15 protein-coding genes are annotated in these 14,755 nt (G+C 75.1%); 10 read left to right on the top strand and 5 right to left on the bottom strand.

Translation table 11 applies throughout. From position 1 onward, the window contains the following. The first annotated feature begins 103 nt into the window (after positions 1-103). A complete protein-coding gene (locus tag ABT014_RS12165) occupies positions 104-1,765 on the top strand; it encodes a peptide-N4-asparagine amidase (protein ID WP_350638595.1) in 1,662 nt (553 codons plus the stop codon). A gap of 170 nt (positions 1,766-1,935) precedes the next feature. On the opposite strand, the gene ABT014_RS12170 is transcribed toward ABT014_RS12165, so the two are convergent. From ABT014_RS12170 to rpmG, 5 genes are all read right to left on the bottom strand, one after another. After that, positions 1,936-3,699, bottom strand: coding sequence for a hypothetical protein (locus ABT014_RS12170; protein ID WP_350638596.1), 1,764 nt, complete (start codon positions 3,697-3,699; stop codon positions 1,936-1,938). Then, positions 3,696-4,517: an ABC transporter ATP-binding protein gene (locus ABT014_RS12175; protein WP_350638597.1), complete on the bottom strand. Its 822-nt coding sequence runs from the start codon at positions 4,515-4,517 to the stop codon at positions 3,696-3,698. The genes ABT014_RS12170 and ABT014_RS12175 overlap by 4 nt, the downstream gene beginning before the upstream one ends. A gap of 189 nt (positions 4,518-4,706) precedes the next feature. Further along, positions 4,707-5,753, bottom strand: coding sequence for a phosphatidylinositol-specific phospholipase C domain-containing protein (locus ABT014_RS12180; RefSeq protein ID WP_350638598.1), 1,047 nt, complete (start codon positions 5,751-5,753; stop codon positions 4,707-4,709). A gap of 246 nt (positions 5,754-5,999) precedes the next feature. Beyond that, on the bottom strand, positions 6,000-6,245 hold the full coding sequence (locus ABT014_RS12185) for a type B 50S ribosomal protein L31 (RefSeq protein ID WP_350638599.1): 246 nt from the start codon (positions 6,243-6,245) through the stop codon (positions 6,000-6,002). A 44-nt stretch (positions 6,246-6,289) separates the two neighbouring features. Beyond that, positions 6,290-6,454 (bottom strand): 50S ribosomal protein L33, encoded by a 165-nt coding sequence (gene rpmG, locus ABT014_RS12190; RefSeq protein ID WP_350638600.1) that lies wholly within the window; start codon positions 6,452-6,454, stop codon positions 6,290-6,292. Between the two features lie 139 nt (positions 6,455-6,593). Between rpmG and ABT014_RS12195 the strand changes: the two genes are divergently transcribed. From ABT014_RS12195 to ABT014_RS12235, 9 genes are all read left to right on the top strand, one after another. Next, positions 6,594-7,121, top strand: a complete 528-nt coding sequence (locus ABT014_RS12195; protein ID WP_350638601.1) for a PadR family transcriptional regulator — start codon at positions 6,594-6,596, stop codon at positions 7,119-7,121. After that, positions 7,118-7,870 (top strand): ABC transporter ATP-binding protein, encoded by a 753-nt coding sequence (locus tag ABT014_RS12200; protein WP_502894950.1) that lies wholly within the window; start codon positions 7,118-7,120, stop codon positions 7,868-7,870. The genes ABT014_RS12195 and ABT014_RS12200 overlap by 4 nt, the downstream gene beginning before the upstream one ends. Beyond that, entirely contained in the window at positions 7,867-8,112 is a 246-nt protein-coding gene (locus tag ABT014_RS12205; RefSeq protein ID WP_350638602.1) for a hypothetical protein, read from the top strand. The genes ABT014_RS12200 and ABT014_RS12205 overlap by 4 nt, the downstream gene beginning before the upstream one ends. Further along, complete coding sequence (locus ABT014_RS12210) at positions 8,109-10,448, top strand: ABC transporter permease (RefSeq protein WP_350638603.1); 2,340 nt, start codon at positions 8,109-8,111, stop codon at positions 10,446-10,448. The genes ABT014_RS12205 and ABT014_RS12210 overlap by 4 nt, the downstream gene beginning before the upstream one ends. Positions 10,449-10,508: 60 nt before the next feature. Then, positions 10,509-11,615 carry a M24 family metallopeptidase gene (locus ABT014_RS12215; protein ID WP_350638604.1) on the top strand — a complete coding sequence of 369 codons (1,107 nt, stop codon included), beginning with the start codon at positions 10,509-10,511 and terminating at the stop codon, positions 11,613-11,615. 77 nt (positions 11,616-11,692) lie between these two features. Next, entirely contained in the window at positions 11,693-12,259 is a 567-nt protein-coding gene (efp, locus tag ABT014_RS12220; RefSeq protein ID WP_350638605.1) for an elongation factor P, read from the top strand. 2 nt (positions 12,260-12,261) lie between these two features. Further along, the gene (gene nusB, locus ABT014_RS12225) at positions 12,262-12,702 is read left to right on the top strand and encodes a transcription antitermination factor NusB (protein WP_350638606.1); all 441 of its coding nucleotides are present in this window, start codon (positions 12,262-12,264) and stop codon (positions 12,700-12,702) included. A 157-nt stretch (positions 12,703-12,859) separates the two neighbouring features. Continuing rightward, complete coding sequence (locus tag ABT014_RS12230) at positions 12,860-13,687, top strand: thioesterase family protein (protein WP_350638607.1); 828 nt, start codon at positions 12,860-12,862, stop codon at positions 13,685-13,687. 140 nt (positions 13,688-13,827) lie between these two features. Further along, positions 13,828-14,697, top strand: coding sequence for a DUF8829 domain-containing protein (locus tag ABT014_RS12235; protein ID WP_350638608.1), 870 nt, complete (start codon positions 13,828-13,830; stop codon positions 14,695-14,697). Positions 14,698-14,755 lie beyond the last annotated feature (58 nt).

The following is a 14,755-nucleotide window of genomic DNA, read 5'->3' on the forward strand; positions in this document are numbered from 1 at the left end:
GGACAAAGATTTTACGGGATCCGGCAGTCCCGGCCCTCTTGACCATGGCATGTCAGAATCGGGAGGATGCCTCGACCCCGGCAGTGAAGAGAGGCATCCCGCGATGGCCGTCCGTCCCCTGCTCCGCCGCGCCGCGCGGTTGCTCGCCGCCCTGCTCGCCCTTGCCGTGACCGTGCTGGCGGTGGGCCCGGCCCAGGCCGACTTCGGCACCGACTACCACGACCCGTTCAGTGTGACCAAGCCGCTGACCAGGCCGGACACCAGGTCCTGCACCGTCGAGACGATGCACGACCAGCCGTTCAGCAACGGGTACGGGAACCCGCCGGACACCCCGTACACCGCCACCGTCACGCCGCCCGCGGGCTGCCGGGGCCCCTGGTCGGCGGTGCTGCTCGACCTGCACGGGCAGGTGGCGGGCCGCCAGTTCGACCGGCTGTTCACCGTCCGGATCGGCGGGGTCGAGGTGCTGCTCTCCTCCACCCCCGAGCCGTCCGCGGACGGCATCGAGTGGCACGTCGAGAGCGACCTGACCCGCTACGCCCCGCTGTTCGACCGCCTGCAGCCGTTCGCCTTCGACCTGCCGAACGTCACCGACAGCACCTACACCGGGGTCTTCCGGATCACCGCGACCCTCACCTTCTTCACCACCTCCGCCCGTTGGCCGGCCGCCCCCGCCGCGGACCGGCTGCTGACCACCGGCCCGTTCGGCCTCACCGGCGCCGCACCCTCCGCCGCCGTGCCGCTCACCTTCCCGCCGAACCTGGAGCGGCTGACCGCCGAGGTGTACACCCGCGGCGGCGGCGCCTGCGAGGAGTTCGCGTACGCCTCGGCGCCGGACGACTTCGTGCGGGCCAATCCGGGCCTCGGGCTGTGCGGCAAGGGGCCGTTCCGCGAGCTGGCGCTGACGGTGGACGGCCGGGTGGCCGGCGCCGTCTGGCCGTACCCGGTGATCTACACCGGCGGCTGGGACCCGCTCCTGTGGCGGCCGACCCCGGGGATCGGCGCCTTCGAACTGCCCGCCTACCGGCTCGACCTGACCCCGTACGTCGGGCTGCTGCTGGACGGGCGCCCGCACGCCGTCGGGGTCGCGGTCAACGCGGCCGAGAGCCAGAGCAACGACCTGTGGACCGGGCAGGTCAACCTGTTCGCCGAGACCGACCACGGCCGGGCCCGCACCGAGGGCGGCCTCACCGAGTACCGGGTCGCCCCGGCGGCGGCCGTCAGCACGGCGCTCACCGACCAGGGCGGCGGCAGCGGCCACTGGACGGTCACCGCCGCCCGGCACGACCGGGCGACCGGCTGGGTGCAGACCTCGCACGGCCGGGTCAGCACCGAGGTCCGGGACGACCTCACCTTCTCCTCGGAGCAGCAACTCGGCGCATCCGGGAACGAGTTGACCCTCCACAACCGGACCGACCTGACCCGCTCCAGCGAGACCCGCGGTGGCGGCTGCCTGCCGCAGCTGCGCAGCAGCCATGAGAGCGACCCGCTGGACGTCGACTACCGATTTTCCCGGGACGCGGCCGGCAACACCGACCAGCTGACCACCATGGCCCTCGGGCGCCACCAGGAGGACACCCTGAGCCTCGGGCCGCTGCCGCTCCGGCGGACCACCGTCGACCACACCCTGCGCCCGAGCGCGCACCGCCACGACGGCGACGCCACCGTCCGGACGGCGAGCGCGGTGGAGGACTACCGCTCCACCGGCCCGGACGGCCGATACCACCGCACCTCCACCACCCGGGACGGCTGGCCGGTGCCCTGACCGCCGGGGGCACGACGCGGCGCGTCCGTCGGCCGACCTCGGCCGCTAGCGGCGCTGGAAGTTCTAGCGCCGCTAGCGAAGCTGTCGCCACCAGCCGGCCGGACGATCTAGCAGTGCTAGCGACACCAGTGCCGATAGCGCCGATAGGACTGCTAGCGCCGCTAGATCCGCTAGCGCTGCTGCGCGGCCCGCGCGGCCTGGCTGCGGATGGTCACGTTGCCGGCCCGGTCGTAGGCCCACCAGAGCAGGACCGCCGCCGTCACCAGGCTCAGCGCCACGGTCTTCAGTACGGCGGTGGGTGAGCCGTCGGTGAGCGCCTCGGTGAACGGGACGGTCAGCACCACCACAGCCACCGCCGGCCCGGCCGCGTACCAGGCGGCGAACAGCAGCGGCCCGCCGCCCGAGCCGGGCGCCCGGGCGGAACCGAACATCAGGTCCTGCCGGATGAAGCCCCGGCAGGCGTTCACCAGCCCGGCGGCCACCATCGCGGGTACGGCGGCGGGCGCCAGCCAGGCCCGCCCGCCGGACCCGGCGATCACCGCCGCCCCGGCCGCCACCGCGCCCGCGACCACCCCGAGCACGGTCGGCACCACGGCGTGCCGCAGCATCAGCCCGGCGAACGGGTACGGCGACCAGGAGGCGCGCCGGGCGTCGTCGGTCTCGATCCGGGCCGGCTCCAGCAGCTGCGCCGTCGCCAGGTAGCCGAACAGCAGGGCGAGCGCCGTCCCGCCCCAGGAGACCAGGCCGGACGCCGAGTGGACCAGGTACGCGCACAGCGCCGAGGGCACCGTGAGCAGCAGCGCGCGACCGAGCCGGGCGGGGGCGCGCAGCAGCGTCAGCGCGTCCCGCCAGGGCACGGCGAGCCAGCGGGCGCGCGGCGCCGGCAGCCGCAGCCGGCGCGGGCCCCGGCCCTTGGTGGTGCTGCTGACGGTGAGCCGGGCGGCCCGCAGCTCCACCGTGCGCAGGGCGGCCAGCACGCCGGCGGCCGTCCGGGCCCGCTCGCGCAGCCGGGCCGGCGCGATGTCCCCGCAGTACCGGTCGGCCAGTACCACGCAGCCGGCGGTGAGCAGGACCAGCAGTGCCGCGGCCGCCCAGGCGCCGGGCCTGGCCGCGGGCGTCGGGGCGAGTGCGGCGAGGCCCGCCCAGCCCCACGGCCCGGACCACAGCTCGATCCGTTCCAGCCGGCCCACCCGGTGGCCCTGGGCGGCGAACACGCTCTGGGTGGCGAGCAGCAGCACCGCCACGGTCACCCAGGGGGTGAGCCGGTGGACGGCGGCGGCCACCCGGTCGCTGCGCTCCACGGCCAGCCCGGTGCAGGTGGCCAGCAGCGGCAGGCAGACACCGCCGAGCAGGCACCAGCCGAACGCCGCGGGCAGCGACGCGTGGGTGGTGAGCGCCAGCACGACCATCGCGCCGGCCGCCGCGAGGACGCCGGGTGCGGTGGCCAGCGCGCAGGACAGCCAGAACCAGGGGCGCAGCACCCGGCGCGGGCGGACCGGGTGCGGCAGCAGCCAGTCGGCGGTCGCCCGGGGCGGTATCACCGGCCCGCGCCACAGGCCGTCGCGGGCGGCGAGCAGCAGCGTGGCGAGCGAGGCCGCGGCCACGGCGCTGGGCAGGGCGGCGAGCAGGGTCGGGCCGTGGCCGGTGTAGTCGGCGCCCATCGAGGACTGCAGCAGCAGCCCGAAGCTGGGGGTGACGCCCCAGGCGACCAGGACGAGCACGGTGCAGTAGACCATGAAGGCGATCTGGCCGGCCCGGCTGCGGCGGTGCGGTGCGCGCAGGGTGCGCAGCAGGGTGAGCGCCTCGTCGGTCCAGTCGTCCTCCGCGGTCCAGTCCGCCGGGAGGTCCTCGGGCTCGACGGCATCGACGGCATCGGCGGCGGCATCGGCGGCGGCGTGCGGGGCTGCGGCGGACAGGGCCGCGGACTCGCTCACCGGGCGCCGCCCTTGCCGCCGGCGCCGGCACCACGCTTGCGGGCGGCGGGGGTGCCGGGGGTGGCCGCAGGGGTGCCGGCGGTGGCGGTGGCGGTGGCGGCGGCGAGGACGCCGCCGGTGATCCCGTCCGCGAGGATGCCGCGCGGGGGGCCCTCGGCCAGTACCTTGCCGTCCTCCAGCACCATCACGCGGTCGGCCACCTCCAGGGCCAGGTCGGTGTGGTGGGTCACCAGCAGCACGGCGACGCCGTCCGCGAGCTCCGCCGTCAGCAGCTCCGCGAGCCGCCGGCGGGCGTCCGGGTCGAGGCGCTGCTCCGGCTCGTCGAGCAGCAGCAGGTCGCGCGGGCGGACCATGGCGCAGGCCAGCAGCAGCGCCTGCAGCTGCCCGGAGGAGAGCGCGGACGGCAGGGCGTCGGCGCGGTCGGCGAGGTTGCGCTCGGTCAGCACGTGCTCGATCCAGTCGGCCGCGTCGGCGACCCCGTGGGCGACGGCGACCAGCAGCAGGTGCTCGCGCACCGACAGGTCGGGGTAGCAGGCGACGGTGTCGCCGACCACGGCGACCCGGGCCCGGATCCGGGGGTCGTTCTCGTCCATCGGGAGCCCGTCGAAGCGGACCGTCCCGCCGGTCGGCAGCTCCCGGCCGGCGGCGATCCGCAGCAGGGTGGACTTGCCGGAGCCGTTGTGGCCGAGCAGCGCCAGGCACTCGCCGGCGGCGAGGTGCAGGTCGACCGGGTGCAGCACCTGCCGCTCACCGTAGGTGCGGCTCACTCCGGTGAGCTGGAGCAGGGCCTTGCGGGCCTCGGCGGACGTCTTGGCCATGGGCGGGTGCCTCTCGCTGCGGGTGTCCGCCCACCCTACCCAGCCGGTACGGGCACCCCTGGCCGGGGCGGCCGGGCCACACCCCCGGCCGGCCCGCCCAACCCCGGGGAAAATCGCGTCACTTGTCCCCCCGGGGACGGCTGAGCGGCCGCCCGGGTCGGGCGGCCGCTCGCGGTCGGTCGGCCGGCGTCAGCCGCGCGGCAGGACCAGGGACTGCACCTCGGGCAGGTGCCGCCAGTCGCTGGAGACCACGGAGGCGTGTGCCGCGGCCAGCTGCACCGCGCGGGCCCGGGCCTGGTCGGCGGTCGGGTCGGTGCCGCTGATGGCGGGCGCGACGTTCTGCGCGTCGGTCATCACCAGCAGGTAGTGGCGGCTGTCGTACCAGGAGGTGTCGATGCCGTTCAGGTAGGCGGCCGCGTCACCGTCGAAGAGCACGAACCAGGGCCGGATCGCGGCCTCGTACCGGCTGCGCGGGTCGGCCGCGGCGGCGCCGTGCACGGCGGGGAAGATCTGCGCCTGGCCGAGCTTGCCGGCGGCGGCCAGGTCGCGCAGGTAGCGGCCGTACTCGACGTCGGTGTGCAGGGTGTCGAAGGGGTTGCTCTCCTCGACGGTGCCGGGGATCACCTCGACCATCGCCCGGCCGGCCAGGGCGGCGCGGCTCGGCCAGTTCCCGGCCCGGGCGGCGTCGTCCAGCGACGGGTACGCGCCGCCGCCCGCCTTGGCGAGCAGGTCGGCGGGGCGGAACGCGGCGCTGCCCAGGTGCGCGGCGATCAGCGCGTCGAGCTCCTTGGGGCCCATGCCCCGGTTGGCCGCGAAGCCGCCCTTGAGCTCCAGCTTGACCACCAGCGGCCCGGCGGTCGGGTGCGCGCCCAGCCAGACCCGGATGTCGTCGAAGCAGCTCTCCAGGTTCTTGTTGGCGCCCCCGGTGTACAGCTGCGCGGCGGTGCTCGCGTTGACGCAGTTGTTGGCGTTGCCGAGCGGGTTGGAGTGGCTGACCTTCCACTCCTTGGTGATGGTGTCCGTCCAGGCGTCCAGCTCGATCAGGCCGGTGCCGGTGTCCAGGCCCTGGGCCAGGTACGGGAAGGCTGCCGGGTCGTAGGTGTTGTGCAGGCCGACGGTGGTGGCGGAGCCGAAGGGGAGCTCGCCGGGCCCGGCGGCGACCGCCTGCTGAGCCGGTATCACCGCGGCCGCGGCGAGGGCGAGCAGGCCGGCGGCGAGGATGCGACGGACGGTCAAGGTTCCTCCTGTGCGGGGAAGGTCGGGGCGCTGGGGAAGAGCGTCGACCATTCGAGCGCACGGAAGGTGACATGACAAGGAATTGCGGGCTTCGGCGGGATGAGCGTCCACCGCCGCGGCCGTACCGGTGGGGCGGGTGGGTCAACAGCCACTCAGGGGCGGGGAGCTGACGGCCGGGCAGCAGCGAACCGGGTCGCACCCCGGGCCCGGAGGCCCGGGGTGCGACCCGGTGGTGGTGCTGGGCGGTCAGCCCTGGCCGTAGCGGCGGCGGTACTGCTCGACCCGGCCGGCGGTGTCCAGGATCCTGGCCTTGCCGGTGTAGACCGGGTGGCTGGCCGAGGAGGTCTCGACGTCGACCACGGGGTAGCGGTTCCCGTCGGCCCACTCGACCGTGCCGGTGCCGGCGAGCGTCGAGCGGGTCAGGAACGCGTGGTCCGCGGCGCGGTCCCGGAAGACCACCGGACGGTACGCGGGGTGGATGCCGTGCTGCATGTCGTCTCTCCTCTGCGAGTGCTCCTGCTGCTGCGGGCGGTGGTTCAGCGCTGTTCGCGGAACAGCACGTGCGCGCCGGCGACCGGGTCGAACTTGCGGATCTCCAGCCGGTCGGGGTCGTTGCGGCGGCTCTTGCGGGTCACGTACGTGTAGCCGGTGCCGGCCGTCGATCGCAGGGTCACGATCGGGCGCAGGTCGCTGCGGGCCATGGTCGCCCTCCTTCTGTTGGCAATGGAAGTCATTGTCATGGGTTCATAACCGGCCCTGCCTCCGGTTCATTCCCGGGGTGCGGATCCTCCGTCGGGGCCACTATGCACTCGGTGTATACCCTCGGGGTATAGTCCTGCCATGTCACTCGGACACACGATCCTCGGGCTCCTGGAGTCCCACCCGCGCCACGGCTACGACCTCAAGCGCGCCTACGACGAGCAGTTCGGCCGGACCAGGTCGCTCGCCTACGGGCAGGTCTACTCGACGCTCTCCCGGCTGCTGAAGAGCGGCTTGGTCGAGGTCGAGGGCGTCGAGCCCGGCGGCGGCCCCGAGCGCAAGCGGTACGCCATCACGGAGGCCGGCGTCACCGACGTGGCCGGCTGGCTGGCCCGCGCCGAGAGCCCCGAGCCGTACCTGCAGAACACCCTGTACACCAAGGTCGTGCTGGCCCTGCTGACCGGGCGCCCGGCGTACGAGGTGCTGGACGTGCAGCGCGCCGAGCACCTGCGGCAGATGCGCGAGCTGACCCGCCGCAAGGCCGGTGGCGACCTCGCCGACCAGCTGATCTGCGACCATGCACTGTTCCACCTGGAGGCCGACCTGCGCTGGCTGGAACTGACCGGCGCCCGGCTGGACGAGCTCGGCCGGGAGGTGCGTCCCGCATGAGGATCTCCCCCGTCGAGGTGATCGGCTCGGGCCCCGCCGCCGACCCCGTCGCCGAGCACCCGCTGGCCCACCCCGGAGCCCTGCTGAGCGGGGCCGGACTGGTCAAGCACTACGGCCCCACCACCGCTCTCGCCGGCGCCGGCCTGTGGGTGATGCCCGGCGAACTGGTCGCGGTGATGGGCCCCTCCGGCTCGGGCAAGTCCACCCTGCTGCACTGCCTGGCCGGCATCGTCCGGCCGGACGAGGGCGTCGTGACCTACCGGGGCCAGAGCCTGTCGGACCTCACCGACCGCAGCCTCAGCGCGCTGCGCCGTACCGACTTCGGCTTCCTCTTCCAGTTCGGCCAGCTGGTGCCGGAACTCAGCTGCCTGGACAACGTGGCGCTGCCGCTGCGCCTGAACGGCGTGCGCCGGAGGGCCGCCGAGGCCAAGGCCCGCGAGTGGCTGGAGCGCCTGGAGGTGGCGGACGCCGCCGGTAAGCGGCCCGGCGAGATCTCCGGCGGTCAGGGCCAGCGGGTCGCGGTGGCCCGGGCGCTGGTCACCGGACCGCGGGTGGTGTTCGCCGACGAGCCGACCGGCGCGCTCGACTCGCTCAACGGCGAGCGGGTGCTGCGGCTGCTGCGGTCCGCGGTGGAGGAGACCGGCGCCGCCGTCGTCCTGGTCACCCACGAGGCCCGGGTGGCCGCCTACACCGACCGGGAGGTCGTGGTCCGCGACGGCCGCACCCGCGAGCCCGGGGCCGCCCGGTGAGGCCCGCGGCCGCGCGCCCGGACCGCGCCCGACCGCGCCGGTTCGGTGCCGGTCTCGCCGCCGCCGCGCTGCTCCTCGCCCTGGCGTACTCCGCCGCCGGCGAGGACCGGCAGCAGCAGGCCCCCGGCCCGCTGGGCGACAGCCGCCGGCTGATCCGGCTGTGCTGGAGCGCCGTCACCGCCCCCGACCTGAGCGCCGTCCTCGTGCACGGTGACGCCCGCGACCCGGAGCCCGCCCCGTGAACCAGACCACCCCCGCCCCGACCGTACGGCTGCGCCGGCTCGGCCAGCTCGCGTTCGGCGTCCGGCTCGCCCTCACCGGCGGCCGGGACAGCCTCGTCCGGACCCTGCTGACCGCCGTCGGGGTCGGGCTCGGCGTCGCCACCCTGCTCCTCGCGTCCTCGTTCCAGACCATGAAGCACCACCGCGACGACCGGATCCACGCCCTGGTCGACACCCTGCACGCCGACGACAGCCTGGCCGCCGGGCCCGGCACCCTGCTGGTGGTCGACGCCTCCACCAGCTACCACGGCACCGAGGTGCGCGGCCGGATCGTGCAACCGGAGGGCCCGAACGCCCCGCTGCCGCCCGGTCTGAGCAGGTACCCGGCGCCGGGCGGGATGGTGGTCTCGCCCGCCCTCGCCGACCTGCTCGGCTCGGCCGACGGGCGGCTGCTGAAGGAACGGCTGGACCACCCGGTGAGCGGGGGGATCGGCAACGGCGGCCTGGTCGGCCCCGGCGACCTCTCCTTCGTGCTCGGCGCCGACGACCTGAGCCGCGACCGCGGGGCGGTACGGATCGACTCGTTCGGTGACTCCTACCCGCCCCGGGCGCCGGAGCCCGAGCTGGTGCTGCTCACCGTGGTCGGTGTGGTGGTCCTGCTGACCCCGGTGGCCGTGTTCGCCGGCGCCGCCACCCGGTTCGGCGGCGAGGCCCGGGACCGGCGGCTGGCCGCGCTGCGCCTGGTCGGCGCCGACCGGGCGATGACCGCCCGGATCGCCGCGGGCGAGGCGCTGGCCGGCGCGCTGGCCGGTCTCGCGGTCGGCTGGCTGCTGTTCCTGCTGGCCGGGCGGCTCGCGGAGTCGGTGACCATCGAGGGGATCAGCGTCTTCGCCGCCGACATCGTCCCCGATCCGCTGCTGGCCGCGGTGGTGATGGCGGTGGTCCCGCTGCTCGCGGTGGCCGCCGCCCTGGTGGCGATGCGCGGCGTGGTCGCCGAGCCGCTCGGCGTGGCCCGCGGGCGTGGCGCGCCGCGGCGCCGGCTGTGGTGGCGGCTGGCGCTGCCCGCGGCCGGGGCCCTGCTGCTGGGGCAGGCCCGGGACGGCGGCGACCTGATGGCGGATCCGCGCTCGTCGGTGGCGGTGTGCCTCGGCATGGTCCTGCTGCTGATCGGCATCGCGGTGGTGCTGCCGGCCCTGCTCGACCCCGTCGCCAGGCTCCTGCCGACCGGCCCGCCGTCCTGGCAGCTGGCGGCCGGACGCCTGCGGCTCGGCGGCGGGGCCGCAGCCCGGGCGACGGCCGGCGTGCTGGTCGCGGTGGCGGGGGCGATCGCGCTGCAGAGCCTGTTCGGCGGCATCGCGGCCGGCCATCGGGAGCGCGATCCGCGCGGCGCCGCCGGGGCGGGCGCCCCGAGCGGCACGGCCACCTTCGCGGGCGCCGGTGACCGGGCCGACGAGCTGGCCGCCCGGCTGCGCGCCGTGCAGGGCACGACCGTCAGCACCGGGTACACCGAGCTGTGGTTGAGCGAGAGCGGCGCCGGGGACCGGCCGGACCTGGTCCGGGTGGGTGACTGCACCGCCCTGAAGACCTTCGCCGTGCTGCCCTCCTGCGCCGACGGCGACGCCTTCGTGGTCGCCGGCGCGGGCCCGGTGGCCGTCCGCCCGACCCCGGGCGCCGAGGTCACGGCGCTCGACGGCCGGCAGGGCACCCGGTGGCGCCTGCCCGCCGCGCTGTCCCCGGTCGAGGCCCGCCCCGGGCAGGACCGGCGCTTCCTCGACGGGGTCGTCCTGGCCACCCCGGCGGCCCTGCCCGACGGGGTCCGCAGCGGCCTGCCCGCCCAGGTCGCCCTGACCCTGGACGCGGGGGAGCCGGACGCCCGGGAGCGGGTGCGCAACGCCGTGGCTGCTCTCGACCCCGCGGCCCGGGTGCACTTCCCGGACGAGACCGTGGACGACGCCGACCGGGGCTTCGACGGGGTCCGCCGGGCGCTCACCGCCGCGGCCACCGCCACCGTGCTGCTGATCGCGCTGAGCATGCTGGTCGGCCTGCTGGAGCAGCTGCGCGAGCGCCGCCGTGCGCTGGCCTGCCTGGTGGCCTTCGGCACGCCCCGGCGCACCCTGGCCTGGTCCCTGTTGTGGCAGAGCGCGGTGCCGGCCGCGGTCGGGCTGCTGCTGGCGGTCGCGGTCGGTACCGGCCTCGGGCGCGCCCTGCTCACGCTGGCCGGCCTGCCCGGCACCGTCGACCGGACGGGCGTGCTCGCCCTGGCCGGGACGGCCGCCGCCGCCGTGCTCGGGGTGACCGTGCTGACCCTGCCCGCCCTGCGGCGCGGCACCCGGCCCACCGCCCTGCGGCACGAGTAGCCGTGGCACGGGCGGCCGTCCCGACGGGCGGACGGCCGCCCGGCTCCGTACGCTCGATCCATGTCCGATGTGCACGCGGCCCGACGGGAACGCCTCCGGGAGTACTGCAGTGCCTCCGGGGCCGACGCCGCGCTCATCACCCGCGCGGCCAACGTCCGTTACCTCACCGGTTGCCCGCCGTGCGGGGCCGGTCTGCTGCTCACCCGGGACCGGGTGCTGCTGGCGGTCCCGGACGACCTGCCACCGGACGACGCCGGCGAACACCTGATCGCCGAGGACATCGCCCGGCTGCCGGTGCTGTCGCAGACCGACACCGCGCTGGCGCTGGCCGAGGCGGCGGTCCGGCTCAAGGTGGCCGACCTGGCCGTGGAGGAGCACGACCTCACGGTCGGCCGCCACCGCGACCTGAGCCGGACGGACCCCGGACTGCGGCTGCTCGACCTGGACCAGGCGGTGGAGCGGCTGCGGGTGGTCAAGGACGAGCACGAGATCGCCGACCTGCGGATCGCCGCCGAGATCGCCGACCAGGCGCTCGGCGAGCTGCTGGAGTCGATCCTGGTCGGCCGGACCGAGCGGCACCTGGCGATGGAGCTGGAGCGCCGCATGATCGACCACGGCGCCGACCGGGCCGCCTTCCCGGTCTCCGTCGGCACCGGCGCGCACTCCGGCCTGGAGCACCACCAGCCCACCGACCACCGGGTCGAGGAGGGTGATTTCCTCACCGTCGTGCTCGGCGCCCAGTACCGGGGGTACGGCGTGCGCACCGCCCGCACCTTCGTGATCGGCGCGGCCCCCTCGCCCTGGCAGGTCGAGCTGCACCGGCTGGTCTTCCACGCCCAGCGGGCCGGTCGGGAGGCGCTCGGGCCCGGCGTCGCGCAGCACGTACCGGACGACGCGGCCCGCTCGATCCTCCAGGCGGCCGGCCACAGCGAGCGCTCCGTGCATCCGGTCGGACACGGAATCGGCCTGGAGATCCGGGAGGCGCCGCGTCTGGGCCCCGCCGACATGGGTAAACTGGACAATCGCGTGCCGGTCACCGTCGGTCCGGGGGTCCATCTCCCGGGCAAGGGCGGTGTCCGGATCGAGGACACGCTCGTGGTGCGCCCCCCTGAGGAGGGCGGGCCCGAGCTGCTCACCATAACGACCAAGGAGCTCCTCGCCCTGTAGCCCGCGGCCCCGGCCCGGCAGCAGGTTGCGCGTCATTCTTGGTTCCTTGACAGCTATATCCAGGAGTTAGTGCGCCCGTGGCTTCCACGAACGATCTCAAGAACGGCATGGTCCTCAAGCTTGACGGCGGCAAGCTCTGGTCCGTCGTCGAGTTCCAGCACGTCAAGCCCGGCAAGGGCCCGGCCTTCGTGCGCACCAAGCTCAAGGAGGTCCTGACCGGCAAGGTCGTCGACAAGACCTTCAACGCGGGCACCAAGGTCGAGACCGCCAATGTCGACAAGCGCGGCATGCAGTTCTCCTACAAGGACGGCGAGCAGTTCGTGTTCATGGACACGGACACCTACGACCAGCTCCCGATCGACCCCGCGGTCGTCGGCGACGCCGCCAAGTACCTGCTGGAGGGCTTCGAGGCCCTGGTCGCGGTCTACGAGGGCGCCCCGCTGTACATCGAGCTCCCGGCCTCGGTCGAGCTGGTCATCGAGCACACCGAGCCCGGCGTGCAGGGCGACCGCTCCACCGGCGGCTCCAAGCCGGCCACCCTGGAGACCGGCGCCGAGATCCAGGTCCCGCTCTTCATCACCACCGGTGAGAAGATCAAGGTCGACACCCGCGACGGCAGCTACCTCGGCCGGGTGAACAAGTAACCGTGGCGGCTGCACGCAGCAAGGCCCGCACCCGGGCCTTCCAGATCCTGTTCGAGGCGGATCACCGCGGTGTCTCCCCCGAGCAGGTGCTCGCCGACTGGGTGGCCCGCGCACGCGAGCCCAAGCCCGACGAGGGCATCCCGCAGGTGGCCGAGTACACCATGCAGCTGGTCGAGGGGTACTCCCGGTACGCCCGCCGGATCGACGACCTGATCGCCACCTACGCGGTCGGTTGGACGCTCGACCGGATGCCCGTCGCGGACCGCAACGTCCTGCGCCTGGGCACCTACGAGCTGATCTGGGAGGACGGCGTTCCGGACGCGGTCGTGGTCGACGAGGCCGTCGAGATCGCCAAGGAGTACTCCACGGATGACTCGCCCGCTTTCGTGAACGGCCTGCTGGCCCGGTTCATGGAGCTGAAGCCGACCATCCGCCGGGACTGATCCCCGTCCCCTGCGTGAAGGCCGCCGGACCACGGTCCGGCGGCCTTCACGCATGTCCGGCCGCCGGAAGCACCTGGTCGGTGCGGCCCCCACGGCGTAGGCTACTCATCAGTAACCAGGCGCAGGCCGGGACCGTCGCAGCGAAGGGCACCCCCCGATGACCACCGCGATCCGCAGCGAGTTCGACCGGGGCATCGCCCTGACCCCGCACCCCGAGGAGTCCGACCGCTACCGGGCAGAGCTCGGCGCCGGCTGGCAGATCGGCGGCGGCATCAACGGCGGCCTGCTGCTCGCGGTGGCCGGCCACGCGCTGTCGCTGCGGCACGGCGAGCACCCGGACCCGATGTCGATCAGCGGCTACTACCTCTCGGCCGCCCGGCCGGGGCCGGCCGAGGTGCGCACCGAGCTGGTCCGCCAGGGCCGCTCGCTGTCCACCGGCACGGCCTCGATCAGCCAGGACGGCGAGGAGCGGCTGCGGGTGCTGGCCACCTACGGCGACCTGGGCCGGTCGGCCGGCGAGGTGCTCACCACGGCCCGGCCGCCGGTCATGCCGCCGCCGCAGGAGTGCATCGGGGTCGAGCACGCCCCGCCCGCGCTGCTGGAGCAGGCGGCGCTGCTGGAGCGCTTCGACCTGAGACTCGACCCGGCCACCATCGGCTGGGCGGTCGGGCAGCCGTCCAAGGAGGGCCGGATCCAGGGCTGGTTCCGGCTGGCGGACGGCCGCGAGCCCGACCCGCTGCTGCTGCTCCTGGTGGCCGACGCGCTGCCGCCGGTCACCTTCGACCTCGGGATGCCCGGCTGGGCCCCCACCATCGAACTCACGGTCCACCTGCGGGCCCGTCCGGAGCCGGGCTGGCTGCGGGTCAGCCACGCCACCCGCAACGTGGCCGGCGGCTACTTCGAGGAGGACGCCGAGGTCTGGGACTCGGCCGGCCGGCTGGTCGCCCAGTCCCGCCAGCTGGCCCGCGTCCCGCGACAGCCGTAGCGGGCCGGGGCGCGCCGGGTCGTCGCACTCGGTTACAGGGCTGTGACAACCCGTACGTGTGCACCGGGTGAGGGTGGGGAGGAAGAGGGGCAGCGGCCGGCCGGCCGCCCCCTGCGACTCCCCGCCCCCCAGGAGCCTCGATGCCCCGCAACAGCCGCACCCCCCGGTCCTCCCGCTGCACCTCCACCGGGGCGGCCGGCGGCCGCAGGCCCGAGGAGGCCTTCGTGACCGGCATCCTCACCAGTGCGGAGGACTTCGAGCGGGCCCGCCCGTGGGGGCTGACCGAGGCGCCCGACCACGAGACGTACCTGCGGGACACCGCGACGCTGCTGGCCGAGGCCCGCCGGGTGTTCGGCACCGTGCAGGCGCGGATGTTCCACCCCGAGGACTTCGCCGACTTCTGCCTGCTGCACGCGCTCGACCCGGGTGAACAGGTCGCCCGGGACCGCTACCTGGTCAACCCGCCGCTGCAGACCCAACTGCTGCCCTACCAGGGCGAGGAGCTCGCCGACGACTTCCTGCCGCGGCTGGTCCGGGCCCGGGAGGGCGGGCTGACCCTGCGCCACGCCGACCTGCTGCTGGACGGCGGGCTGTGCGGCGCCCAGGAGCAGGCGTCGCCCCAGGTCCGGCAGGCGTACGAGCGGGCCTCGGAGCTGTTCCGCCGGATGCTGGTCGGCGCGGGCGCCGGCACCTACCAGTTCCACTGCGTGGTGGACGGCCCGAGCGGGCGGCTGGCGGCGGACGCCCGGATCCTGCACTGGGAGGACGGGGTGGTGCGGATCAACGACGAGGACCTGGACCTGGTCTGCGCGGTGCTCTGCGCCGGGCTGGTCCGGGAGCTGCCCGGGGCGGCGCTGCTGCACGGCTCGCAGGGCTCGGCGCAGGCCTGCGGGGAGTACCGGCAGGTCGCCTGGGCCTGGCAGAGCGCCGGCTCCGGGTACGCGCCGGCCGCGGTCGAGCTGGACGGGGTGGAGGCCAGGCCGGGCTTCAGCCTCGGCACGGTGTGCTGACGGCACGGCCGCCGGGCCGATGCCCGGACGGCACGACGGCGGGGTGCGCCGAAGCGCA

Source organism: Kitasatospora sp. NPDC094015, assembly GCF_040304075.1.
In the GTDB taxonomy this organism is placed as follows: domain Bacteria; phylum Actinomycetota; class Actinomycetes; order Streptomycetales; family Streptomycetaceae; genus Kitasatospora.